Genomic DNA, 25,760 nt, shown 5'->3' with positions numbered 1-25,760 from the left:
CCTCCTCCGGTGGGGAACTTGCATGACGGATTCATCGGGGGTCTCTTCGCGGTCGGCTCTCGGGCGGCGATTCAGGCTGCGCAATGCGGAAGGCCCCCGTGCAGGGCGACCATGTCCGCGAACGCGGCCCGTACGTCGAGGGGTGCTGCGGACCGCGCGCCGCGCCGCTCGGCGTAGGCGCGGATCAGATTGCCCACCAGCCGCTCGCTGTCGAGGAGTTGGGCGTACGGTCCGGCATCCGCGGTACGCGCCAGGTCCAGCGGGGTGAGACCTTCGGCGATGCCGGCGCAGGCCAACGCGTCGACCCAGCCCAGGTAGTCGGCGTTCGCATCCAGCAGTTCGGGGCCGCCCAGCGGGCCGTGACCGGGGCGACATGCAGGGGTTCGAGCGCACGCAGCCGGTCGATGACGCGCAGCGAACCACTCAGCGAGCCCATGGGCACGAAGGGAGTCGCACCGGAGAAGACGAGGTCTCCGGTGAACAGCACCCGCTGGTCGGGCAGCCACACCGCGGTGTCGCCCGCGGTGTGTCCCGGGCCGAGGTGCAGGAGTTCCACCCGCAGGCCGAGGCCGCCGGGCACATCGAAGGTCGGGTAGCCGGAGGGAGTCACACCCTCCGGCTCCCACAGATCCGTACGTGACGATCTCTCGTCATACGGCTCCTGTCGTCCTGATCACCAGGCCAAGGAGGGGGAACTGATCCATCTCCACTGCGCGAACATCCCCGGGCGGCGCTTGGCTGCCCTCTGGAAGGCCGCGATGGCCTTCCTCATCGCGCGAAACCGTCTGTACTTGTTGCGGAGCCAGCGCACCAGGTAGGCGTTGATGCGCATCAGAATTGGATACAAGGCCGATCGGTAGAACCGGCCGTAGTACTGCATCCAGCCCGCGACGATCGGATTGATCCGCTGCGCGAGTTCTTCCACGGTGAGGTTGACCCGCCGGTGAAGCCGCCAGGAGCGGACCTCCTCGCCGAGTCGTTTGAGGGCGTCCCTGCCGACCGCGGGACGGAACGACCATCTGATACGGCCGTTCTTGTCCCGCATTTGGCGCTGCTGGAACGTGAACCCCAGGAACGTGAAAGAGGTGTGCTCGTACGAGCCACGCCGCAACCCGTCCTGGCAGTACACGATCCGGGTCTTTGCCGGGTGCAGACGCAGCCCGACCTCGGCCATCCTGTCCGAGAGCGCGGCCAGCACCTGACGGGCCTGGCGCTCGGTGACGCAGTGCACGACCGCATCGTCCGCATAGCGTTCGAACGAGACAGCAGGGAACTCCCGCGCCATCCAGACGTCGAACGCGTAGTGCAGGAACAGGTTCGCCAAAACGGGAGAAACCGGAGCGCCTTGTGGCGTCCCGCACCCCCGTTCCAGCAGGGTGCCGTCGGGCAACTTGAGCGGGGCAGCAAGCCACCGCCGCACATACAACTTCACCCAAACGGCGTCGGTATGCGCTTCCACCGCCTTGACCAGGAGGTCCCACGGCACACTGTCGAAGAACTGGGAGATGTCGAACTCAACCACCCAGTCCCGCTTCCAACAGCGTTCCCGGCACCTCTCCACGGCGTCCAAGGCGGACCGTCCGGGCCGGTATCCGAAGCTGTCCGGATGAAATACAGGATCCACCCGCCGCACCAAATGCCGGGCCACCACAGTCTGAGCCACGCGATCAGCGACGGCAGGAATCCCAAGGATTCTCTCGCCGCCGCCATGCGGCTTGGGAATGGCCACCGCACGCACCGGTGGAGGAAAGTAGGAGCCCGACGACATCCGGTTCCAGACCTTGTAAAGGTTGTTCTTCAGGTCCTTCTCGAATTCGGCGATGCTCTGTCCGTCCACACCCGGTGCACCCTTGTTAGCCCTCACTTCCTCCCACGCTTCCTTGACTTCCCACTTTGAGATATCAAACGGCTTGGCCTGCGACTTCAACTGGTCCACCGAACTCCTCCCGGACACCGTCCGGTTGATGCGATCAACTCAGTCACGAACGACCCGGCCCCTTCGCTCCGCCCCCATTACAGGGCTTCTCCACTACTACGAGCCGGTCCGCCGGCGCGTCCCGCATCGGTACTCGGCCCCTTCACGGCACAACCGCTCGGGGTGCTTCCTCTCGCCCGCCCCTACCAGAACGGGCTGTATCGGTACGCGCCTTCTCCTGTTCCACATGACCGCGGCAGATCAGGTTCACGTCGTCTCCATGCCGGACACCGCCTGGCCAGTCGACGGGCTCCCGCCAGGCTTATCCCGGGACGGTTCCAAGCTCCCCGGTTTTGATGTCGTCGGAATCTTTTCGACACGTCAGCAACGATTCACTTGCGTTCGCCTCCCTGATCCCCACCTGACGCCTGCTCGGCGCCTTTTCCTCATCGCTCACCACGACAGTCTTCGGCTAACGCAGCATGAGGTCGAGTAGCCGGGGGGAATTTCGCCCCCCGGCCCTCACAGATCCCGGCGTGACAGTCTCCCGTCACCGGGCTCTTGTCATCCTGATCACCAGAACGTGGGAATCCATGCCCAATGGGCGAAGAGCCTGGGGTACTGACGGGTGATACGCCGCCAGCACGCATGGGCCTTCTTGAAGGTCCTCAGCCGCTTGAATTTCTTGCGGATCCAGCGCATCAAGTAGGCGTTGATGCGCTCCAGGAGGGGAAGCAGTGCTGTCCGGTAGAACGCGCCGAAGTACTGCATCCAGCCCCGAATGATTGGATTGATCGCCCGTGCGAGCTCTGCGAAGGTCCGGCCGATCTGCCGATGAAGCCGCCATTGCCGCACTTCACCGCTGATCTTCTTCGAGGCTTCCTTGCTGATCGCCGGCAGGAACGAGGTGAACCTCTCCCCGTTCCTGTCGATGGCCTTGCGGGCCCGGAAAGTGAACCCCAGGAAGGTGAACTCCGTCTGCCCGAAGGGCCGTCGGCGTTTACCGTCCCGGCAGTACACAATCTTGGTTTTGTCAGGGTGCAGACGCAGCCCGACCTCCCGCATCCTGTTCGCGATCGCCTCCCGTAGTCTCCGGGCCTGGCTCTCGCTGACGCAGTGCACAACACCATCGTCTGCGTACCGTTCGAACGGTACGTCCGGGTGCTCCCGGGCCATCCACATGTCGAACGCGTAGTGCATGAACAGGTTAGCCAGTACAGGCGAAATCGCAGAACCCTGCGGGGTTCCCCGATCACGCTGCTGCAAGGTCCCGTCGGGCAGTTGCAACGGCGCCTCAAGCCACCGCCGCACATACAGCACTACCCAGGGGAGATCGGTGTGGGCCTGAACCGCTTTGATGACAAGGTCCCATGGCACGCTGTCAAAGAACTTCTGGATGTCCAAATCAATCACCCAGCCGTACTTCCAACAGCGTTTTCGGCATGCCGCGACCGCGTCCAACGCGGACCGCCCAGGACGGTAACCGTAGGAGTCCTGATGGAAGATCGGTTCGACCTTTTCTTCAAGACGCCGGGCCACAACCGTTTGAGCGATTCGGTCCGCCACGGTAGGAACACCGAGCAAACGAACCCCGCCACCATGCGACTTCGGGATCTCCACACCCTTCACCGGAGGGGGAAAGTAACTCCCCGAGGACAGACGATTCCAAATCCGATAGAGATTATTCTTCAGATCCTTCTCGAAGTCCTCGATGGAACGCCCGTCCACCCCTGGCGCACCTTTGTTTGCCTTGACCTTCTCGTACGCCTCCTGAACCTCCCACTTCGAAATCTCAAACGGCTTGCCTGATGATTTCAACTGGTCCACCCAGCTCCTCCCGGAGACCTTCCGGTTGACCGAACGAACAATCAGTCACGGATGACCCGACCCCTTCGCTCCCCCCTCATTACAAAGGGTTCCTCACTACTACGAGCCGGTCCGCCAGCACGCCCCGCATCGGTACTCAAGCCCTCACGGTTCTTCCGCTTGAGCCACTCCCTCTCGCCACCCGTATTACTCAAGCGGCATTATCGGGGCATGCCTTCTCACGTTCCATGCGAAAGCCGCAGATCAGGCTCACGTCGCCTCCGTGCCGGACACCGCCTGGCCAGTAGACGGGACTCCCGCCAGACTTATCCCGGAGCAACCACAAATCTCCGGTTCTGATGTCATCTATCTTCTAACGACACTTCCGCAGCGATTCACTTGCGTTCGTCTTCCTGATCCCTACCTGACGGCTCTACCGCCGCCTTTTCCACATCGCTCACCACGACGGTCGTCAACCAACGCAGCATGTGGCGGTTTGGCACCATCCCCCGCAGGACGGCACCGAAGGGCCAACCATCCTTCATCTCTCGCACAGCACCGCATCAAGAAGCTCCTCCTACCTGAACTCCCCTCTACGTTCGTGACACACGCGGTTTGAAGCCTCCCCCCGCAGGGCGACTCCGAAGGGCCAATCCTTCATCGGTCATGCAGCACTGCTTCAAGAAACTCGTCCTACATCGAATTCCCCTCTGCCTTCAGGACACACTGGAACAAGGTGGAGCATCGGCTGTTCTCCGCGATCACGATGAACTGGCGCGGCAGACCGCTGAGCAGCCACGAGGTCGTCGTGCAGTCCATCGCCGCGACCACCACCCGCACCGGTCTCACCGTCCACGCCGAACTCGACACCGGCGCCTATCCCACCGGTGTGAAGGTCAGCGATGCCGTGCTGAACGCAGTGCCGGTCACCGGACATGCCTTCCACGGCGAATGGAACTACACCGTGCACCCCCACCCCGCCAGCCCGGCAGGCCCGACCGGACCAACGCCCGGGCCGACGGCAGTCTTCGACCGCGGTGCTCTGTCACATCCCGCGCTGACCGGCATGACCCGCACAGCGCTCACCGAGCTGACCAAGACCCTGACCGCCGACTGGCAGACGCTGCAGAAACAGGACCCCGCCACCCGACGCGACGGCAGCGAGCGACGCCGGGCCCCGGGCGGCGGCCGCAAAGCCAAACTCGACCTGGCCGACCGAGTCCTGGTCACCGTGCTGCAACAAAACCTCGCCCTGCCGCCTACCGTGCTGGCCCACCTCTTCGCCGTCAGCAAGGACACCATCCGCCACACCACCAGCGAGATCAGACGGCTGATGGACCAGCACGCACACACACCCCGGCCCCCAGCAGCACACCTCAACACACTGGCAGGACTCCTCGTCCACGCCGCCGCACACGGCGTGACCCTCACGACAGAGACCAAACCAACGTGTTGATTCTTTACAGGCCCTAACGACCACGCCATTGAGGCACAGCAGCCGACACCTGACGACCACCCCATCGAACTGGACCACCGCACAAAAAGATCCCCGCGGTTGTGATGATCAACCGCGGGGATCTTGCTGGTATCCGAGGGGCGAGTCGACCACTGACGATCCGGTCGTGGCGGCGCAGGGCAAGCTCTACTTCTTAAACCGACGTGTGCCAAGGAACAGGCGCGTCGGGCAGTGACCGATCAGGTCAGGACGAGTTCCAGCACGGTGACCGAGAGCGGTGGCACGGTGCTGGTGAAGGACGCTGCCGCGCCGGTCACGGTGCTCGTCCTGGGCACCAAAGTGTCGGGTTCCGTCAGCGTGTTGGTGGTGGCGCGCGAGGGGCCGGTCAGGACCGTCGCGGTGGCCTGCCGCTTGACCCCCTTGGCCAGCCCCTTCAGCTCGACCGGCACGTTCACCTTCTCCGTCCCGCAGTTGACGACCGCGAGGTAGAGGCGGTTCCCGGCGCGGGTGGCCACGGTGGCGAGGCCGGGCAGCGCACGCGCGGCGGCCGGCAGCACCGTGTTGCCGAGCCTGCTCGTCAGCATGTGCTGTGCCCAGTAGCTGGGCGACACGTAGCTCGTGAGGTTGTCGTAGGCGATCAGATTGGTGGCCCAGACGTTGTTCTTGACGTGCGAGAAGAGCGGCGCGTAGCACTCCATGAGGACCTGGTCGGAGTTGCGGATCAGCCCGGCCAGCCAAGCGGCGTCGCCGAGCGCCGCGTTGAGGTCGGGTGTGGGGCGGCCCTCCTGCGCGGCCCACTCTCCGACGAACACCTTCGTCGAATTGCGGTCCCGGTTGTCGTACTTGTGGGTGGCGGCCTGGGCGGCGGATGGCGCGAGGTAGTAGTGCTCGTCGATCAGGTCCGGCGTGCGGCTCGTCACGGACGTCGTGGCGATCAGCTTCAGATGCGGGTACTTCGCCTTGATCGCGTCGTAGAAGGCCGCGAACCGCTCGTTGTACGACCCCGAGGAGTCGAACCAGTCCTCGTTGCCGATCTCCACGAACTCCAGCGGGAACGGCTCCGGATGTCCATCAGCGGCACGTCGTGCGCCCCAGGTGCTGGTGACAGGACCGGTGATGTACTCGATCTCGTCGAGTGCGTCCTGGACGAATGGTTTGAGCGCGTCGCCGGTGACATGGTCACCCTTGAGCGCGTAGCCGGCGTAGACGGCGAGGACCGGCTGGGCATGCATGTCCTCGACCCATTCCAGGTATTCGAGGAGTCCGAGTCCGTCCGTGGACCAGTAGCCCCAGGCGTCGTCCATGTGGCCCGGGCGCTCCCAGACCGGACCAATGGTGTTCTTCCAGTTGAACCGTGTCGCAATGGTGTTGCCCTCGAGGAAGTTCCCGCCGGGGAAGCGCAGGAACTTCGGCTTCAGAGCGACCAGTTTGTCCATCAGGTCGATGCGCAGGCCGTTGGGCCGGTTGTTGTAGGCGGGCGGGAAGAGGGACACGTGCTGGAGCCACAAGGTCTCGCCCGCGGCGGAGGGGTCGGCAGTGGTGACGGTCAGCCTTGCGTCACCGACCACGGGGGTGCGCGAACCGGTGCGCAGGGTCAGCTCGAACGGGCGGCCGGGGAAGGCGGTGCCGATGTGGTGCACGTGGGCGGACGCGTACACCGTCGCGCCGTCCGCCGACTCGATGGCCACCCTGAGCGGGCCGATGCGTCGCGACGCCTTGGCGAACAGCCGGGCGGTGTAGGTGGTTCCGGGCCGCACCGGTATGCCCCAGAAGCCGTCATTGGCCACGCCGGCCCGGTTTCCGGCCCTGGTGCTGCTCGGCAGAACGACCTTGAGGGAACGGTTCAGCGCGGCGTTGAGCGGGTTGGCGGTGTCGAGGGCGAGGGACGTCCCACCCACGGCGGACCAGTGGACGGGCGACGTGTCGCTGGCCATCATCGAGCGGTTCTGCACCAGCTCGGCGTAGATGCCGCCCTCGCCGGAGTGGTTGATGTCCTCGAACATCAGGCCGGGGAGGACGGGCGACACGGCGTGCGCGGGGTTGCCGACGTCCACACTCAGCAGCGGCGTCGTGGTCTCCACGGGGACCCCGGCCAGCGCGGCGACCTGCTCCGAGGTGAGGACGGACGGGAACATCCACACGTCGTCGATCAGGCCGTGCCACTGATCGACGCGCCCGCCGCCGTAGAGCGCGCGGCCGATGGCGGTGTCGCCAGTGCCGGCCCAGCCTGCCGTGTAGGCGGTCTCCCCCTCCAGCACGCCGTTGACGTAGAGGCGGATGACGCCGGCGGTCGGGTCGCTGACGCCGACCAGGTGGGTCCAGGTGTTGGAGGCGGGCGCCGAAGCGGCGGCCGCCACCGCAGCACTCTGGGTGGCGTCCGAGCCCAGCCGGGCGAAGGCGAAGGTGCCGGTGTCGTCGCGCAGCCCCAGGTAGAAGGAGCTGACGACCTTGCCGTCGATACTGACGGCTGTCTGGTAGCCGCCGAGTTGAGCCAGGTTGACCCAGGCGCCCACCGAGAACGCCTTGGAGGTGTCGAGGGCCGGCCCGGACGCCGTGGCGTTGCCGCCTGCCTTGAGGCTCAGGCTGTGGGTGCCGATCTTGCCGGTGTCCCAGCCGGCCGCGCCCTGGAGCGCAGCGGTGCGACCGTTGCCGGAGGAGTCGGCGGCGGAGGTGCCGGAGCCTTCGTCGAAGGTCCAGTGTGCGGCTGCGGCGGGGAGGTCCGCGGCAGTGGCGCTCGCGGTTGTGCCGGTTAGTCCGGCGGCCCCGGCGGGAGCGGCGGCGACGAAGGTCCCGGCGAGGGAGGCGGCGCCCAGGACGGTGAGGACGGTTCTGCGCGGCACTCCGGCATCTGAAGGCATGCGGCTCATTCCTTTGTGACAGACCGTTGCGTTGCGTACCGGCCGGAGTAGCTCAGCCTGCCGAAGCTGCCAGCCGGCCCCGCCCGTTCGATATTTCGTACAGCGATCGGTACTTCGATCAGCAGGGATCTTAAGGTGTCGGCGAGGCCCGTCAATACCCCTCGTAGAGCAATGCTTCTTCAGGCACAGGTGCCGGCCCGGCGGTTCAGCAGGTGTCCGGCTGAACCGGTGAACTTCACGGCGCCTACCAAGGCATCGATCGCGGTGATCAGATCGTCCGGCTCCAGGAACTCCAGCTTGACGCATGCCCCCTGACGAGTCATCAACGGAATGTCAAGGGGTGAGATGCTCCACGACGGCCAGAACCCCACGATCGTCTCGCCGAACTGCGTCAGCACGTCGAGCACGAACCCCGGGTCAAGGAGGTGCAAAGTGCGCTGAGACCTGCAGGCCGACCAACGCACCAGCGGTTCTCGGCAGAAGCAGTCAGCAAGGCCTCCGCAACAGTGGTCACTTCCGGATTCCGTTGAGGCCGGGCCGGCGGCGCGCCTTGACGGCGAAATCGTCGTCGCGCACGACCTGCAGCGCATCCCCGTACAGCAACACCGAGCCCATGGCCGGATCCCTGGCCACAACTCCACCCCGCAGCCGGGAGGCCGGGTCGGTGTAGCCGGTGATAGTGACGCCGTTGTCGGTGACGACCGCACGTCCCGGCACGGTGCCCCCGACGTTGCCGCCCTGGACGGCGGCCATGTCGACGATGACGACGCCCGGCTTCACGACCGCCACGTCCCGCGCCGTCAGCAGGCGCGGCGCCGGCCGGCCCGGGATCAGCTCGGTGGTGATCACGATGTCCACGGCCTGCTTCCCGGTCACCACGCTCCCAAGCCTCGTGATAGGCCTTCAGGAGGGTCGGGTGCTCTTGACAGTCATTTCCGCCCCTCCTGTGCCGTTCGGTGACCGTACCCCGTGACGCATGGTCAGTGGCCGGGCGTACGTACGACTTCCAAGCCACCCTGCCACTTCGACCGCATGCTCCCGCCCCATTGTGTTGCTCCTTGCGCCCCTCTACTGTTCGACTTTGCCTGAGTCTGTTTGATGCTGATTGCTCAGGCGGTATGGAGGCCGCAGTGCGGAGTAATCGGATCGGTTCAGAAACTGCGAGACCCAGTCGCCGTCGGTGGTGGAGGGCGGTCCTCGCGACGGCCGCGACCATCGCCCTGGCCACGGGCATGACCGCGCCCGCGGCGGCGCAGGACGTCGGCGGGCAGGCACCCACCGCCGCGGCTGCCGCCAGTCCGGGGGCGCACACGGTGAGTCTCGACGGCTACTCGTTCCTCGTCGACGGCAAGCGCACCTACCTGTGGTCCGGCGAGTTCCACTACTTCCGGCTCCCGAGTCAGGACCTGTGGCGCGACATCTTCCAGAAGATGAAGGCCGCCGGGTTCAACGCCACCTCGTTGTACTTCGACTGGGGATACCACTCGCCGAAGCCGGGTGTGTACGACTTCAGCGGGGTCCGTGACGTCGACAAGCTGCTCGACATGGCCCAGGAGGCCGGGCTCTACGTGATCGCCCGCCCGGCGCCATACATCAACGCGGAGGTCGACAGCGGCGGCCTGCCCGGCTGGATGACCACCAAGGCCGGACGCAACCGCAGCGACGACCCGCAGTTCCTGAAGTACGCGGACGAGTGGCTGACCCAGATCGACCGGATCATAGCCCGCCACCAGCTGACCAACGGCACCGGATCGGTCATCGCCTACCAGGTCGAGAACGAGTACTACAACGGCTCGGCCGCCGGCCGCTCCTACGTGAAGCACCTGGAGGACAAGGCCCGGGCCGACGGCATCACGGTACCGCTGACGGGTAACAACAACGGCACCTTCAACTCCGGTACCGGCGCCCTGGACGTCGACGGACCGGACTCCTACCCGCAGGGCTTCAACTGCTCGAACCCCTCGAAGTGGAACGGCGTCCCCGACATCAGCTACGACCACCCGGACGGCAAGCCGCTGTACTCGCCGGAGTTCCAGGGCGGCGCCTTCGACCCCTGGGGCGGGCCCGGCTACGACAAGTGCGCCCAGCTGATCAACGACCAGTTCGCCAGCGTGTTCTACAAGCAGAACATCGCCGTCGGCGCCACCGCGCAGAGCTTCTACATGACCTACGGCGGCACCAACTGGGGCTGGCTGGGCATGCCGGAGAACTACACGTCCTACGACTACGGGGCCGCGATCCGCGAGAACCGTCAGCTCGATCCGAAGTACTACGAGGACAAGCTGATCGGGTACCTCACTCAGTCGGTCGCCCCGCTGACCAAGACCGAGGCGATCAGGGCCACGCCGCCGGACGACTCCGCGGTCGTCGACACCGCCCGGATGAACCCCGACACCAGGACGCAGTTCCACGTCCTGCGGCACGGTAACTCCACGTCCACGGCGGTCGACAAGACCCACATCTCGCTGGACTTCAACGCCCAGCCGTCCGCGGACACCACCTACACCTGGGACGACCCCGACTCCGCGCTGCAGTACACCGGTTCGTGGTCGCACGTCGCCGACCAGAGCTACACCGGCGGCGACTACAAGCACACCGAGTCGTTCTCCAACAAGGCCGGTGACTCGGTCACCGTCCCCTTCGACGGCACCGCGATCCGCTGGATCGGCTCGAAGACAAACAACCACGGCTACGCCGACGTCTACCTCGACGGCACCAAGGTGGCGACGGTCGACGACTCCGGCGGCGAGAACCAGGCCGTGATCTTCCAGAAGACCGGTCTGACGCCCGGGGCGCACACGCTGAAGATCGTCGTCAACGGGAACCACAGCTCGGGGTCCACGGACAACTACGTGGCCATCGACGCCATCGACGTGCCGACGGCCGCCACCGCGACGCCGACCTACCGGGCCGTGCCGCAGCAGCCGGGGACCGCGATCACCCTCGACGGGCGCGACTCGCACCTGATCGTGGCGAACTACCGGCTCGGGGAATCGCAGCTGCAGTACTCGACGTCGGAGATCATGACCCACGCGACCATCGGCAACCGGGACGTCGCCGTGCTCTACGGCGACTCGGACAGCGACGGCGAGACCGTGCTGCGCTACTCCTCCAAGCCCACCGTGACCACCAGCGGCGGCACGGTCACGACCACCTGGGACGAGGCCACTGGTGACCTGCGGCTGAACTACACGCACAAGGGCCTGATCCGCATCAGCATCAGCGACGGCGGAAGGCGCCCGCTGCAGCTGCTGGTCGGCGACAAGGCCACGGCGGAGACCTTCTGGCGTCAGGACACGGCGACCGGCCCGGTACTCGTGCGCGGCACCCACCTGCTGCGGACGGCGACCAGCCTGGACGGCGGCCACACCGTGGCGCTCACCGGCGACAACGCCGACGACAAGAACATCGAGGTGTTCACCTCCGCCGACCACATCACCTGGAACGGCAAGGCATTGGACACCCAGGCCACCGACACAGGAAGCCTCACCGGGAAGATCCCGGTGGCTGCCCCGATACACTTGCCGACGCTGACGAACTGGAAGCACACCGAGGAGTCCCCCGAAGCAGCCCCCGGTTTCGACGACTCCAGCTGGCAGGTGGCCGACAAGACGACCACCAACAGCGTCTCCGGCATCAACTCGCTGCCGGTGCTCTACGCGGACGACTACGGGTTCCACACCGGCAACACGTGGTACCGCGGCCGCTTCCGCGCCACCGGCAAGGAGACCGGCATCCACCTGGTCTCGAACTCCGGCGGCGAGGCGCAGGCGTTCTCCGCCTGGTTCAACGGCACCTTCCTGGGCAGTTCCACCACAGGCAGCGCCGACTTCACCTTCCCGGCCGGTTCGGTGAAGTCCAAGGGGGACAACGTCATATCCGTACTCACCGTGAACATGGGGCACGAGGAGGACTACAACTCGACCAACGGCAACAAGACCGCGCGCGGCCTGACCAGCGCCTCCCTCGTCGGGGCACCGCTGACCTCCGTCACCTGGCGGCTGCAGGGCGTACGGGGCGGCGAGGACCTGCAGGACCCGGTACGCGGCCCGCTCTCGACCGGCGGCCTGTACGGCGAGCGGGCCGGCTGGTCCCTGCCGGGCTACCCGGACGGCAACTGGAACCAGGTGTCCCTGCCGACGACCGACACGCGCCCCGGGGTCTCCTGGTACCGCACCGACGTCAACCTGGACCTGCCGCACGGCCAGGACACCTCGCTCGGGCTGACGTTCACCGACGACCCGTCACGCAAGTACCGTGCCTCGATCTTCGTAAACGGCTGGCAGGTCGGCAACTACGTCAACTACCTCGGCCCGCAGCACACCTTCCCGGTCCCCAACGGGATCCTGAATCCGAACGGCCGGAACAGCATCGCCATCGCCGTGTGGAACCTTGACGGCAGCACCGGCGGCCTGGGCGAGGTCTCACTCACCAACTACGGTAGCTACGCCTCGTCCCTGCGCGTCGCGCAGAACGACAGCCCCCGCTACGACCACCGCAAGTACGCGATGCCGAAGCGTCCCGGAGCGGATGTCACCCTGGACGTGCCGAACACAGCCCAGTCAGCACAGGCCTTCATGGCCGAGGCGACGGTGCAGGTGCCGAAGGACCGACCGTCCGCCGCCCAACTGACGGCCTCGCTCTCCGCACCCGACGGATGGAGCGTGAGCGCCACAAGCCCCACGTCGGTCGAGCGCCTGCAACCCGGCGGATCGGCCACCTTCACCTGGAAGGTCCAGCCGCCGGCCGGGAAGCTGCCATCCGCCTCGGCACTCACCGCCACCGTGCACTACATGCAGAACGGGCGGCAGGCTGTCGGCGGTGACGAGCGCATCGTCGGCGGGATCCCGTCGGCTCCGCCGGCCGGGAAGAGCGCTGTGAGCGACCTGCCATTCTTGTCGTCCACCAACGGGTGGGGGCCGGTGGAGCGCGACAGCAGCGTCGGCGAACAGGCGGCCCGGGACGGCCGTCCGATCAGCATCGCCGGTGTCAGTTACGCCAAGGGCCTGGGCACCAACTCGGTCAGCGACGTCGAGCTCTACCTCGCCGGAAAATGCTCTCGCTTGACGGCGGACGTCGGTGTCGACGACGAGACAGGTGGTGCCGGAACGGTGACGTTCTCCGTGATCGCCGACGGCAAGACCTTGGTGACCACGCCGACGCTCCGCGGCAAACAGGCCGCGGTGCCGATCGACGTCGACGTCAGCGGCGCCCAGGTGGTCGACCTCAAGGTCGGTGACGCCGACGACGGCAACGGCAACGACCACGGTGACTGGGCAATGCCGACGCTGACGTGCGGCTAGTGCAGGCAACGTGTGCCCGTCAAGGAGCGGCGTCCGTTGCGTGCTCTCGGTGTGCCGGCAGGAAGTCCTCGTACTGGACGTACTTGGGCTTTCGGCCGGTGCGGCGAGAGGGCGTGCCGGGCGTCGCGACGGGGCGAACATTGCCCTGGCGGCCGTCAAGGCGACCGCGCTCAAGACCGGTGTGAAGGCCACCACGCTCGTGGACGCCGACCGCAAGCGGCCGAAGCCGGATTCCTCGCCGATGGACCCGGCCGCGTTCGCCATGGCCGGACCCGATGACCAGGACCCTCTCACCTGTGGTGAGGGCGGGCCGGAATCACAGTGCCTGTCCGGATCCGGTGCGGCCGTCTGGGGCAAGGTCGGGGAGATGGAAACCCCCTGCATCGTCAAGCGCAACGACCCCAAGCGCCAGGCGCTCCAGCCCAGCGCGAACATGGTCGAGTGGGCGGTCGACCAGGCTGTTCACGGCGAACTGACGGTCTCCCGCCCGCAGAACTGGCATGACACGGGCCTTGGCGCCTACACCCCGCAGGGCCTGTTCCCCAAGCCGCAACTGACCGGCGGAGGCGACATTCCCGCACAGGTCATGCTGGGCATCCTCGCCCAGGAGTCCAACTTCAAGCAGGCGTCGTGGCACTCCATGAACGGCGACTCGGGCAACGTCACCAAGTCCGACTGGTTCGGCAACGAGAACGGCATCCACGGCTACCCCAACCGGGAGAAGGCCGACTGCGGCTACGGCATCGCCCAGGTGACGACCGGCATGTCGGAGAAGCACGCCGAGCAGCTCGACACCTTGCACGCCGGCGCCGTCACCACTGACTACGCGGCGAACATCGCCGCCGGTCTGGGCATCCTGGCCGAGAAGTGGAACCAGCTCAAGGCGTTGGGCATGAACATCAACGGCGGCAGCCCGGCCTACATCGAGAACTGGTACACGGCGCTGTGGGGCTACAACTCCGGCGTCTACACCTCTGGTTCCGTCGGCCTGGGCTTCTTCAACAACCCGATCAACCCGCGCTACCCGGCCGACCGGCAGCCGTTCCTGCGCTACAGCTATGACGACGCCTCCCACCCCGGCGACTGGAACTACCCGGAAAAGATCTACGGCTGGGCGGAAGTCCCGCAGATGACCTGGAACGGGGAAGAGTCCTACTCCGAGCCGAACATGCCGTTCGGCGGCATCAAGGTCCCGCCGCGCACCCTGTTCTGCGACCGGTCCCTCAACGCATGCGACCCGGACGCGGCCGACCCGTGCCCGAGCTGGGACGCGCAGTGCTACTGGGACGGCACCGTGGACTGGATGGGCCCGCAGAGCACCGGCAACTCCAGCACCGAGAAGCTCAGCTACTCGCTCGGCTCGGGGGAGCCCGAACTCCAGAGCAAGTACGAGCACGGCCCGTGTATCGACCACCCGAGCGTCTACACCCGACGCCATCATCGTCGATGACCTCGGCCAGCACGAGGACACCTACGGATGCGGGGACTTCGAGGCGGCAGATGACGGCAAGTTCACCCTCCAGGCCGGTGACAACATCACCACGCTCAGGGACGACGGCACTTTCCGCGCGACCCCCTATCTGGCCCCCATCGACCTGCACCAACTCGGCGCCGGTTACGACCACCACGTCTACTTCACGCACAGCTACGGAGACACCGACTACTTCCACAAGATCACCGGCCGGTGGGAGGTCAACCCGGCCAAGCTGCCGTCCGGAGACCAGCCCGGCCAGCGCTACAAGGTCTTCCTCCACCTGCCCAGCCACGGCGCGGAAGCGATCGTCCGGTACAACTTCATCCCGGGCGACAACACGATCGGCGCCAAGCCCGACTACTGCCGTGTCAACCAGGCAACCCGCAGCGCCGGCAAGGACACCTGGTTCGAGATGGGCACCTTCAGCTTCTGGAAGGGCGATCGGATCGAGGCCGACAACCTCCACGACGCCGGCACCGGAGACAGCAACGTGGTGTTCGACGCGATCGCCTTCGTTCCGTTCAACTACGCCGATCCCGGCGCGTGCAACCTCAACGACGGTGGCGTGTGATGCGCGCCGCCATCCGCGTTCCCGCCGTGCTGATGACTGTCGTCATCGGCGCGGCGGGAGCCGCCTCCTGTAGCCAGAACAGCTCCAAGACGGCAGCGCCCGACCCTTCGAAGGCCGCAGCGCCTCATTCTGAGCCGTCCAAGACGCGGACTGCGCCGCGTGCCGCCGATCTGCCGAAGCATGCGGTGACCGGCGACAAGCGGCCCAGCTTCGGCGCGGCGGACACGATGGCCACCGGATACACCGGGAGGGACTTCCTCACCGGGCTCGCGAAAGACTGGAAGCTGGAGCTGGACAAGCCCGTCGAGCAGGAGATACCCGACGGGAAAGAAAGAACATATGTCAACGGGCGCGGCGCGAACGGGGTGACGGTTTCGGCCGGATACGCCGATCGCAAGAACATGTCATCTCTTCTGTGCAGAACCAGCACGGACCGCTCCGATGGTTTCGGCTTCCTCGCTGCCTGCACTGGACTCGACGTTGCGGGAGTCGGCCACGGCAAGGCATCTTCGTGGCTCAAGCAGGCGAAGAAGGAGACCGATTCCCTGTATGGGAAGAAGGTTGCCGAGACGGGAAACAAGAAGGAGTACGTTGTCAGCGGGGTGTTCACCTCGGGGCCGGTGACGATGGTTCTGCACCGCGCGTATGACAAGTACTCGCTGAGGATCCTCGGAGGCGCGGTGACATAGAGCAAGTAGCCCGGCTTCCGGACGCGAAGGTCCCTGCTGTCGCCGGCAGGGACCTTCGCTCTGTGAGCGTGCGTTCTGCCCGTGCAACGCCTTACCAGGCAGGGCGATTGCAAGATCGGGGATGTGTACTGGTCACGGCGCTGTGACGGTGTTCGGTCGGCGCGCCACGTACGCAACGAAGCTCCGGTTTGAGGGGTGACCTCTCAAGTCGCCCTACCGCACCGGAGCTTCGATGTGCCGCCAGTCTGCCACCGTCTGCCTGGTCAAGTCGCCCACGCGTCAGCACCGTTCAACGGGGCCGTCGGCGTTACGGCTGTCCACGCCGGCCGATCCGCAGTGCCGGCGCGGGAAGCGTCACCCGTTCGTGGCCGTGCTGCTGATCGCCCGCGCGGCCGTGGTGGCCGGAGCGACGTCTTCGCGGCGATCGGGCAGTGGGCCAAGGAGGCGCCGCAGGAAACCCTCGCCCCGCTCGGAGGCCGTACCTCCACGGCATTCGCGGTCCGGGTCGCGCCCAGTACCGCGACGATCCGGCGGGTAATTCAGCGCACCTGTCCGGGCCTGGCCGACCTACTCGGCTGTGATCCGGCCGGGGCCGAGACCCTGGCCGTGGACGGCCCGGCTCCCGGCACGGTGTCACCCCCGCCGCCCATCTGCCGTCCGCGATGACCGGCGCCGGGCAGACCTTCACTCAGCTGCGGATGCCCGACAAGACCCACGAGACCACCTCCCTCGCCGCCCTGTTGGCGCCCTACGACCTGACCGGCGTGACGGTGACCACCGACGCCCTGCACACCCAGCGTGACCACGCCCGCCACCTCTTCGAGGACAAGGGGGCGCACTACGCCTTCACCGTGAAGAGGAACCAGAAAGGCGTGTACGAGCAGCTTCGTGCCCTGCCCTGGGGCGAGGTCAGGGCGAAGTTCCACGACCGGTCCACCGGGCACGGCCGGCTGGAGACCCGCGTCGTGCAAGTACTGACCGTCACCGACCTCGGTGTCGACCTCCCCTACGCGGCCCGACATCGCCGCCGCCCTGCGAGAGATGTCCTTCCGGCCCTTCGAACGGCCACTGCACCTCCTCGGGCTCAGCTGACCAGCGCCGATCCAAGATCACGAGACTTGGCAATCGCCCTGCCCTACCAGGCAATCCGCTCTACAGGGGCGAGCAGATGAGTTCTTCGGTCTTTTCCTTGTACTCCTGCATTTCGCCTGCCTCGTAGCCCGCTTCCTTCAGGCTCTGCATCAGTGACGCCGTGTCGCCGCACAGACTGGAACGCTGCCGATCGAGGTAGGACTTGACACCTTCAGCGGTCAGTCCTTCCCACGCCCGTTTGGTCTCGTCGTTCTTCTCGTGCGCGTAGGAAAACTCGACCCATTCCTTTTCCCGGTCCGTCAGGCGGGACGTGTCAACGGGCATGTCACTTCCCCCGCGTGAGGCGGCCATGAGAGTGCACGCCATCACCACGAGACATATGCGCGCTTTCTTCACAATGCTCTCTTCTATGTGGATTGCCAGGGGCGAATTACACCCAAGGCAATTGTAAAATCTGATGATCTTGTGGCGCTGCAGGTCAGTGGGGGTACGACCGGATAAGGCGAAGCTCCGTTGAGGTGAGGCAAGTCTCAAGTCCCTTGCCAGCAACGGAGCTTCGGTAATTCTGCCATGCCCGCGCTCATGCTGTCGTGTTCTGCAGCCCTGGCGGGTGATGACGTGACGGACGGCGTCGATCCGCGCGATCGTCGCATGCGGCGATATCTTGCTGGTCGCGTTGGTGGGAGCGGCTGCCTGCGCGGTAGCGCTCGTACGCGGCGGTCGGGCACTGGCTGCCGCGGGCACCCCGGGACGCCCTGGCCCGGCTCAGCTTCCCCGTTCGCGATCGACGGTGAGGTCGCGGCTGGGTTCGAACCGGTGCGTGAGGCGTTCGCGGCGAACTTCTCCCGGCACGGGGACATCGGCGCGGCGGTGTGCGTGTACCAGTACGGCCGACCGGTGGTGGACCTTTGGGGTGGCGTCACCGACCCGGAGACCGGTCGGACGTAAACGCGGGACACGCTGCAACTCGTTTACTCGGCTGCCAAAGGGGCGACCGCGACCGCGGCGCACATGCTGGCCGAGCGCGGTGTGCTGGACCTGGACGCGCCGGTGGCGAAGTACTGGCCGGAGTTCGCCGCGAACGGCAAGGCGACATCCCGGTGCGCTGGCTGCTGTCTCACCAGGCGGGTTTGATCACGCTGGACCAACCGGTTCCGCAAACGGGTCTTGTGGGCAATGGTGTGTGCCCGAGGGGGAATCGACCGCTGACGACACGGTCGTGATCACCCAAGGACGCCTCTGGTCACAAGGTCGTCCCGGCCGACGAGGCGGCTCGAGGCAAGGTCGATGCCCTTGGCGGGGGATCGCCGGCCTCGTTCCGCGGGCGCTCGTATGGAGCGCGGCCGGCTGCCTCGGCCGCCGAGCCGAAGAAGTCACCGCCCTTGCGCTTGTAGTCGTCCGTACCCCATGCGCGGTCCCCGCGTGCCGGGATCTTCTGAAGATGCGGGATGTGCTTGGCGCAGTGGATGTACGCCTCCTCCACTGTGACCTCCACCCACAGCTGAGTCCGGCGGCCGGGCACGGGGTCGACCGGCAGGCCCGGACGTTCGCCGCGCATCTCTTCGTCGGGGACGACACGGGCCCGGCCGTTGATGTGGAGGCCGACCCGGTCCTGAAGGAAGTCGATCATGAGAATGCCGACGTGTGGATTCTCCTGGATGTTGCCGAGGCTGGCGAGGACGCCATTGCCGCGGTACTCGGGATAGGCCACCGTCCTGTCGTCGAAGACCTGAATGAAGCCAGGAGGTCCCGCCCGGAAGGTGTTGTCGCACTCCCCATGGCGGTCGGATGTGGCAAGGAAGAACATCTCCTGCCGCACCGCGAACTCCCGCATCCGCGGGTTGAGCCGGTCGAGCACCTGCTCGTCGTAGAACTTGTCGGCACGGTCGCTGGTGCCCATGTGCTCTTGGAGCCGGTGCTCGCCGTCACTGCCCGGGCGGTCGGGGCGGGAGGGGCTGACGCGGCGGGCGCCTGGTACAAGGGCCCGCTGGGGCTGGATCGGAGCACCGTCGTCCCCACGGACAAGGTCGGCGCCTTCGGCCCTGGACGCGGCCGCCCCGTTGTCGGCGTGCCCCGGGGCAGGGTCTCGACCCGGGTCCTCGTTCCGGTCCCGGCCCAGGTGCCCGTCCAGGTTCAGGTGCCCGTCCACGTTCCTCCGTGTCTCCTTCAGACGCTCGCGCCGTGGCCAGGCATGGCCGCGACCAGTTCTTCGATGGAGTCGTGCCACATCCGCTGAGAGGGGATGTCGACCCGCGCGAGGGTGTCAACGCCACTGCGGATCACGGCCGGCGATCCGGACGGACAGCGTCACAGGCATGCCACGGGCCGAATTGTCTTACGACGCCGGGCAGTTCGCCGGACAGTCCATTCGTCGAGCCGCCCAAGACCACCAGACACCCCCGACTCCGCCGCAGCTGCCGCCGTCGGCCGACGTGGCAGTCGCAGCCCCCGGTTCACCCGGTGAGCAGCCTGTTGCTCCATGCCACCTCCTCGGACAGACAGCCGGAAATCCAACCACCCGGGCCGAGTTCCCGCCGCGGGCTGACAAATCCTCACGGTTCCACAGCGCACGACCGCCTGGCCGATCTGACCTCAGACCATACCCGGCGGGGAGGGATGCACAAGGGGCCGCTCCCCGGCGCATCCGCAAACCCCCGATTCATGCTGCGCTGTCGGTATCCGAGGAGAATCCGGTTCTATGCGGTCGCTCATGAAGCGCCGGAAAGGGCGTCACGGGTTCTGCCCGACGACCTCCGACTGCAGATGACGAGACGTCAGAAAATCCGGCACGGACCATCGGTGGCTCCGCCGGCACCGGCAATCATCGCCTGGTGTCACGTGATTCCGTCCGCCTCACGTGATCTTGTGTGTCTCGTTGGTGCCGGCATGGAGCTTTCCGTGGAGCAGGCCGACGTGTTGCGGGAGTTGGCGAATCACCGTGATGCTCCTGCGGATTTGACGACGCGGGCCCGGATCGTGCCGTGGTCGGGTGACGGGCGGCGGCGCAAGGACATTGCCGAGTTGCTCGCGGTGTCGCTGCCGACCGTGGATCGCTGGCAGCCCCGCTATGCCCAGCGCGGGCCGGCCGGGCTCGAAGGCGATCGCCCCGGTGGGGCCCGGGGCCAAGTGCCGGCACGGGTACGGGCGCGGGTGATGGCTCCGGCGCGTATGACACCACTGGCCGGCACCGGGCTTTCGCACTGGTCGACGCGCGAGTTGGCGAAGTCGTCCGTGCCGGAAACCTCATCCGCCGCAAGTCACGCGGCATGCTGGTACTCATGGAGGATGCCGCCAAGTCGGTCGCGTCTCCGTACGTCGAGCAGGGTGATCCGGGCCGGGTCGGTGATCGGCGTGCGGGCTTGGCGGCAGGCGTCCTCGAGGTCAACGGGAAGGTTCTTCGCGGCCTGCACCACCCAGGCTGCGGTCGGGTGCGCGGTGGCGCCGAGGATGCGGATCCGCCGACTGGCGTGCTCGATAGCCGCCAGTACGTGCAGTCGTGCACCGGTCAGGGTGACCGTTTCGACGAGGTCGCAGGCCGGCAGGGCGTCGGCCTGGGAGAGCAGGAAGGTGGTCTGGCTCAGACTGCGCGGGGCAGCCGGCCAGAGCGGGCGTCTAAGCGGCCTCGGGGAAATGCGGTGCGTTTCCGCGTCGTTCGGTGCGTGCGATCGGCGTGCCGCCCCACGCCCCTCGTACTGGACGTACTTGGGGTGTGGGGCGGTGCGGCGAGCGTATGACGCCGCCGGAGTCACCGGTTCCGCGCATGTCGCCGATGACGTGCACGTAACCCTCCCGGACGACGCGCGCGCTGTCACCGGCCTCGACGGGCGAGGAGAGCGCCCACGACGCACAGGACTGTGGTGACGAGAACAGCGGCGTGCACACCGCTCATGAATTCATGAAGGCGTTGCCACTGCCCTCGACGGCGGCCTTCAGCTGTGCGGGCTTTCGCCCGTGACCGGCACCACGCCCATCGCAGCGTCCCTGCCATGGGCTGCGCCGATCGGCGATTGCGGATGGACTACGCCCCATCCGGCCGTCGAGCAGAGCCTCGGCGACGCTCTCGCAACGCGTGGAATTCGCCACAATTTGCCTCCAAAGACGGATGAATGCATGAAAGTAGTTCTTTAGAGCCGGTTGCACTCCTGGGTAACCAGCTCCAGGGGTTCAACGACCAGTGGCATGGGAGAAGCGTTTGATCACGGTACGTAAGCGACGCATCGGGCTGATGGCTACGGCCGGCGTACTCGGCGGCGTACTCGCACTCACGGCCCTCGGCGGTACGAGCAACGCTGCCACCAGCGACAACGACCCCGGGAATCACCCGAAATCGCAGGCGCAGGTAGATCAGGCGGGCACCCAGGACGCTTCCGACGCCCGAATAAAGATCACGCCCGGGGAAGGTGCCTACAACGTCGGGATCAACGGCCCCGTCAAAGTCACCGTCAGCAACGGCAAGCTCACCAAGGTGACCATGACCGCCGTCGCGACCGGTGCCGAGATTCCGGGCACCCTGTCCGCGGACGGCACGTCCTGGAAGCCGAACAGCCGGCTGGAACGGGCTACGCGATATCAGGTCGCCGCGGAGGCCGAGGACGCCAAGGGCCGCTCCGTCAGTGGGAACGCCACGATCACCACGGTCTCCCCGGCCAACGACTTCATCGGGCACCTCTCCCCCGAGGACGGCTCGACCGTCGGCGTGGGCATGCCGGTGACGGTCAACTTCGACAAGGCGATCAGCGACAAGGCCGCCGTGGAGTCGGAGATCCAGGTCAGCTCCAGCAGCGGCCAGCAGATCGTCGGTCACTGGTTCAACGACAACCGTCTGGACTTCCGCCCCGAGAACTACTGGAAGGCCGGCTCCACCGTCACCGTCGAGCTCAACCTCCACGGCATCCGGAAGACGGTCACGTTCAAGATCGGCCGGAGCCAGATCAGCACCGTCGACGCCATGACGAAGCAGATGACCGTCGTACGGGACGGCGAGACGATCAAGACCATCCCGATCTCGTCCGGCAGCCCCGAGCACCCGACGTACAACGGTCAGATGGTCATCTCCGAGAAGTTCGGGCAGATCCATATGAACGGTGCGAGCGTCGGCCTCACGGAGAAGGACGGCAAGCCCTCCTACGACATCAAGGCCGTACCGCACGCCATGCGCCTGACCGACTCGGGCACGTTCATCCACGGCAACTACTGGGGTGCCGACTCGGTCTTCGGCAAGGTCAACACCAGCCACGGCTGCGTGGGTCTGAAGGACGTCAGGGGCGGCGCCGACGGCAGACAGCCCGCCGCGTGGTTCTTCGACCACTCGATGATCGGTGACGTCGTGATCATCAAGAACTCCGCGGACAAGACCATGTTGGCCCCGGACAACGGCCTCAGCGACTGGAACATGTCGTGGAGCGAGTGGGTCGCGGGGAGCGCGACCAGCTGACGCCACGTCACTCTGCACGCATCTGAACCCGAATCCCTCCCGCCAGGCGGCGGCCGACACCATGTCGGCCGCCGCCTGCGGCGTCAGAGCGCTCGAACAGCCCTCGTCCCGGGGAGCCCTCACACGTCGTCAACGCTCCCCTTGCCCGCCTGCCGCCTCGCGGGGAGATGTTCCGTGAATGCCGACACGCCCAGGAGCACTACCACGCCGTCGATGAACAGCGACGCCAGGCCAGGGCCTCCAGCCAGTTGCCAATGTCGCCTGTCGCCTGTCGCCTGTCGCCCCAGGCAGCCCGATGGATCGGCTGACCACACAGCCGATGAGCACAGCGGCGGCGAGCGCGATCGTCGTCGGTCAGACACGGCAGCCGTGACACCGCAAGAGCGCGACGACCGTGCTCCCGACGATGGGCGCGATGAACAGGGCTCCCGGGTAGAGGGGCTTGGACATGCCCGCCACCCGTACGCACACCGATTCCAACTCGGCATGTCGGCAGGCGACTTCAATCGCCCCCTCCATACCAAGACGACGACAAACGCCGGCTCAGGACACGAACCGCTGCCACCCCAGGATTTGCCTGGCGTCAGGGCATTGCGAACGGTCGCCCGCTGCAGCCGTTGCCCACACCGATCGCTGAACCTGACGAGACGACTCACCGCGGCATACACCGGCCACGTCACGCACCGCACTTGATCCGTCACGGTACGAACGGAACAACCGTTCAGGACAGGGTGGGCGGCACCCTGGAGGAGAAGGCGTGAAGGCGGGTGAGGAGGCGTGATGCGAACCAGTGACGAGATCTATCACCGGGTTCGCTGGGACCCGCGGTTCGACCCGGCCCGGTTCGTACTGGGGATCAGCCAGCGTGGGGATGGCTACAAACGCATCTCGCTGTCCTCCTTCGTGCCCGGCGGCGACATCCCATGGCACCGGGTGGTGTTCATCGAGGCGGACGGCGAGGTGGTCTGGGACCGGTCCACGGGTGTGGACCGCATCGACGCGTCGGGCGCCGGCCGGGCGCGGGACCCGCAAGCGGACCTGGGCTTCGGCGGGGGCGAACCCGGCGGCGTCCTCGGCGTGTCCCCGACGGCCGGCACGGCGGTGGCCTGGATCCCGCCTGCGGAGCTGTGGCCGCCCATCCAGGACATCCGCCGGGACTACGATCCTCAGATCCACCGCTGGCCGCCGCACGTCAATGTGCTCTTCGGCTTCGTGCCGGAGTCCGACTTCGAGCGGGCCGCCCCGCTGCTCGCCGCGGCGACGGCCCTGACGCCGGTCTTCACCGCCCGGCTGGACGGGGTGCGCACCTTCCGGCACAGGGCGTACTTCACCGTGTGGCTCGACCCGACAGCAGCTGGCAAGGCGCCGTGGGCGGACCTGCACCGCGTACTGCAGCAGCGGTTCCCGCGCTGTCATGGGCCCGCCGAGAACTTCACCCCACATCTGTCCCTGGGCCGGACCCGGGATCCGCGGCGAGTCAGCGCCGACTGCGCCACCCGGCTCGACGCCATGACGGCGACCGTCTGGGAACTCGTCCTGCTCTCACGAAGGGGCCACGGGCCGATGCGGCCACGGGCCACGGTCGCCCTGCGCACCGGCGAGGTCCGCTGGCTGCCCGCACCCGGCCTCGAAACGCCGGGCCCGGAGGACACGGCATGGCTCTCCGAGATCAACGACAGGTAAGGCCACAGCCAGGTGGGGCGAAGCGCCATCAAGGATCCAGGTCGCATGGGCGGAGTATTTGAGCCACCGTTGACGAGCATGCCCTGCTCGCGGATCCACTCCACCAGCCCGGACCCGCCCAGCAGTTGGCCCGATGGCTGAGCCACCGTAGTCGCTGTCAGGCACACACAGGATCTCAGCCGGTGTACCGCGCACCCGCACGTCACCGGCAGCAAGGGGACTTGGGCTGGGTGGCGGCGCGGCGCCGGCCCCAGCCGGCAGCCCGCAGGACGTGGCGAGAAGACCGCCGATGGCGATGAAGGACTACTCGGACGAGTTCAAGGCCGATGCCGTGGCCTTGTACGAGTCCATGCCCGGGGCGACCTACAAAGGAATCGCCGCTGACCTGGGTATCAGCAGGGGCAGTCTGCGCACCTGGGTATTGCGGGACCGTCAACGACGCGGTGTCGCCGACCCGGCCAGGCCCCCGGGAGCGACGCTGCCGGACCCAGCGCCCGAGCCGGCCTCGGGGTCGGAGTCGGAGTCGGTGTCGGACGAGCGGTTCCGGCAGCTGGAAGCGCGAGTGCGGGAGCTCGAAGCCAGTGAGCGGAAGCTGGCGACCGAGCGGGACATCCTGCGGAAGGCCGCAAAGTATTTCGCCGGGGAGACGAACTGGTGAGTCGCTTCCAGTTCGTTGACGACGACCGGGACGCCTTCGAGGTGGTGGACACGCTGCACCGCACCGTCGCGGCCGACCAGGGCGCAGCAACGACCGTCCCCGACGAGGCTGTGGTCCTCGATCGGCAGATAACCGTGCCGATGGCTGGGGGTCCGCCAGCCGCTCATAGCCTTCTCCCGCCAGGATCCCCCTGGGCTTCCAGTCGCCGGCCGGTGCGCCATCCGGCCGTCCGTGGCAGTTCGAGCCGTGGGCGGGCCCGGATACAAACCAGACCAGGGACGGCTACCTCCGAGGCTACGCGGAGACGGCAGGTCTGATGCGTCTGCTGATCGCTGCCCTTGCTGCGGTCGTGTCCGCCGTGCGGAGCCGGCATGCGCGCGTCTGCGCGGTCAGTCAGCCGTTTGCAGGGCGGTGGCGGGCCAGTCGAGGAGAGCGTCAACGGGGCCCAATATGTGTCGAACGAGTTCGCCCAGGTCTGCTCGGAGCTCGGCGTGACCAGATCGCGCGGCGCGGTGGGCACGAGCACGGACAACGCCACCGCGGAGAGCCTGAACGCGACCATGAAACGCGAGACGCTCCAGGGACGGAAACGGTGGAACGGGGCCCGGGAGGCCCGGCTCGCGGTCTTCCGGTGGGCAACCCGCTACAACACCCGAAGGCGGCACTCCCGCCTCGGCCAGATCAGCCCGATCACCTACGAGCAACGATCAACTACCCTGGCCACCGCCGCATGACAACCGGTGTCCACGATCAAGGGTCAACGCCCGGATGTCGTTGCGGCAGGGCCTTGGACGAAGAGATGGATGCACTCGGGGCAGGCG

General features: G+C 66.8%; 15 protein-coding genes and 7 pseudogenes. 12 read left to right on the top strand and 10 right to left on the bottom strand.

The genetic code is table 11. The features are described 5' to 3' along the window. Positions 1–71: 71 nt before the first annotated feature. The 4 genes from OG390_RS42680 to ltrA (OG390_RS42665) form a co-directional block, all read right to left on the bottom strand. Positions 72–197 carry a hypothetical protein gene (locus OG390_RS42680; RefSeq protein WP_406175483.1) on the bottom strand — a complete coding sequence of 42 codons (126 nt, stop codon included), beginning with the start codon at positions 195–197 and terminating at the stop codon, positions 72–74. Then, a complete protein-coding gene (locus OG390_RS42675) occupies positions 185–610 on the bottom strand; it encodes an MBL fold metallo-hydrolase (RefSeq protein ID WP_406175481.1) in 426 nt (141 codons plus the stop codon). The genes OG390_RS42680 and OG390_RS42675 overlap by 13 nt, the downstream gene beginning before the upstream one ends. A gap of 63 nt (positions 611–673) precedes the next feature. Next, the gene (gene ltrA, locus OG390_RS42670; protein WP_406170042.1) at positions 674–1,936 is read right to left on the bottom strand and encodes a group II intron reverse transcriptase/maturase; all 1,263 of its coding nucleotides are present in this window, start codon (positions 1,934–1,936) and stop codon (positions 674–676) included. A gap of 552 nt (positions 1,937–2,488) precedes the next feature. Beyond that, complete coding sequence (gene ltrA, locus OG390_RS42665) at positions 2,489–3,742, bottom strand: group II intron reverse transcriptase/maturase (RefSeq protein ID WP_406164427.1); 1,254 nt, start codon at positions 3,740–3,742, stop codon at positions 2,489–2,491. Between the two features lie 706 nt (positions 3,743–4,448). Here ltrA (OG390_RS42665) and OG390_RS42660 point away from each other — a divergent pair. Further along, positions 4,449–5,177, top strand: a pseudogene (locus OG390_RS42660) (ISAzo13-like element transposase-related protein); the annotation flags it as partial. 239 nt (positions 5,178–5,416) lie between these two features. On the opposite strand, the gene OG390_RS42655 reads toward OG390_RS42660, so the two are convergent. The 3 genes and pseudogenes from OG390_RS42655 to OG390_RS42645 form a co-directional block, all read right to left on the bottom strand. Further along, positions 5,417–8,035 (bottom strand): LamG-like jellyroll fold domain-containing protein, encoded by a 2,619-nt coding sequence (locus OG390_RS42655; protein WP_406175480.1) that lies wholly within the window; start codon positions 8,033–8,035, stop codon positions 5,417–5,419. A gap of 179 nt (positions 8,036–8,214) precedes the next feature. Next, positions 8,215–8,442: a hypothetical protein gene (locus tag OG390_RS42650; protein WP_406175478.1), complete on the bottom strand. Its 228-nt coding sequence runs from the start codon at positions 8,440–8,442 to the stop codon at positions 8,215–8,217. 238 nt (positions 8,443–8,680) lie between these two features. Further along, positions 8,681–8,893 (bottom strand): annotated as a pseudogene (locus tag OG390_RS42645) (NAD(P)(+) transhydrogenase (Re/Si-specific) subunit alpha); the annotation flags it as partial. 272 nt (positions 8,894–9,165) lie between these two features. Here OG390_RS42645 and OG390_RS42640 point away from each other — a divergent pair. The 5 genes from OG390_RS42640 (at position 9,166) to OG390_RS42620 (ending at position 17,244) form a co-directional block, all read left to right on the top strand. Further along, complete coding sequence (locus OG390_RS42640) at positions 9,166–13,338, top strand: beta-galactosidase (protein ID WP_406175476.1); 4,173 nt, start codon at positions 9,166–9,168, stop codon at positions 13,336–13,338. A gap of 40 nt (positions 13,339–13,378) precedes the next feature. Next, complete coding sequence (locus tag OG390_RS42635; RefSeq protein ID WP_406175474.1) at positions 13,379–14,788, top strand: transglycosylase SLT domain-containing protein; 1,410 nt, start codon at positions 13,379–13,381, stop codon at positions 14,786–14,788. A gap of 436 nt (positions 14,789–15,224) precedes the next feature. After that, entirely contained in the window at positions 15,225–15,383 is a 159-nt protein-coding gene (locus OG390_RS42630) for a hypothetical protein (RefSeq protein WP_406175473.1), read from the top strand. Further along, positions 15,383–16,072 carry a hypothetical protein gene (locus OG390_RS42625; RefSeq protein ID WP_406175471.1) on the top strand — a complete coding sequence of 230 codons (690 nt, stop codon included), beginning with the start codon at positions 15,383–15,385 and terminating at the stop codon, positions 16,070–16,072. Before OG390_RS42630 ends, OG390_RS42625 begins: the two co-directional genes overlap by 1 nt. A 662-nt stretch (positions 16,073–16,734) precedes the next feature. Continuing rightward, the gene (locus OG390_RS42620) at positions 16,735–17,244 is read left to right on the top strand and encodes a transposase (protein ID WP_406175469.1); all 510 of its coding nucleotides are present in this window, start codon (positions 16,735–16,737) and stop codon (positions 17,242–17,244) included. On the opposite strand, the gene OG390_RS42615 is transcribed toward OG390_RS42620, so the two are convergent. Then, complete coding sequence (locus OG390_RS42615) at positions 17,225–17,488, bottom strand: hypothetical protein (protein ID WP_406175467.1); 264 nt, start codon at positions 17,486–17,488, stop codon at positions 17,225–17,227. The two genes, OG390_RS42620 and OG390_RS42615, sit on opposite strands and share 20 nt — an antisense overlap. 459 nt (positions 17,489–17,947) lie before the next feature. On the opposite strand from OG390_RS42615, the pseudogene OG390_RS42610 reads away from it, so the two are divergent. Then, a pseudogene (locus OG390_RS42610) lies at positions 17,948–18,321 on the top strand (serine hydrolase domain-containing protein); the annotation flags it as partial. An 86-nt stretch (positions 18,322–18,407) separates the two neighbouring features. Here OG390_RS42610 and OG390_RS42605 read toward each other — a convergent pair. After that, a complete protein-coding gene (locus OG390_RS42605) occupies positions 18,408–19,313 on the bottom strand; it encodes a pyridoxamine 5'-phosphate oxidase family protein (protein WP_406175465.1) in 906 nt (301 codons plus the stop codon). Positions 19,314–19,780: 467 nt separating this feature from the next. Here OG390_RS42605 and OG390_RS42600 point away from each other — a divergent pair. Then, positions 19,781–20,377: pseudogene (locus tag OG390_RS42600) on the top strand (helix-turn-helix domain-containing protein); the annotation flags it as partial. Positions 20,378–20,421: 44 nt separating this feature from the next. On the opposite strand, the pseudogene OG390_RS42595 reads toward OG390_RS42600, so the two are convergent. Then, positions 20,422–20,763 (bottom strand): annotated as a pseudogene (locus OG390_RS42595) (hypothetical protein); the annotation flags it as partial. Positions 20,764–21,389: 626 nt separating this feature from the next. Between OG390_RS42595 and OG390_RS42590 the strand changes: the two are divergent. The 4 genes and pseudogenes from OG390_RS42590 to OG390_RS42575 form a co-directional block, all read left to right on the top strand. Then, a complete protein-coding gene (locus tag OG390_RS42590; protein ID WP_406178201.1) occupies positions 21,390–22,598 on the top strand; it encodes an Ig-like domain-containing protein in 1,209 nt (402 codons plus the stop codon). Between the two features lie 780 nt (positions 22,599–23,378). Then, on the top strand, positions 23,379–24,281 hold the full coding sequence (locus OG390_RS42585; protein WP_406175463.1) for an RNA repair domain-containing protein: 903 nt from the start codon (positions 23,379–23,381) through the stop codon (positions 24,279–24,281). 289 nt (positions 24,282–24,570) lie between these two features. Continuing rightward, a pseudogene (locus OG390_RS42580) lies at positions 24,571–24,846 on the top strand (transposase); the annotation flags it as partial. Between the two features lie 489 nt (positions 24,847–25,335). Beyond that, positions 25,336–25,673, top strand: a pseudogene (locus OG390_RS42575) (integrase core domain-containing protein); the annotation flags it as partial. Positions 25,674–25,760: the final 87 nt, after the last annotated feature.

It is taken from the genome of Streptomyces sp. NBC_00996 (assembly GCF_045162675.1).
Classification (GTDB): Bacteria; Actinomycetota; Actinomycetes; order Streptomycetales; family Streptomycetaceae; genus Streptomyces.
This window is presented reverse-complemented; position numbering and strand designations above follow the sequence as displayed.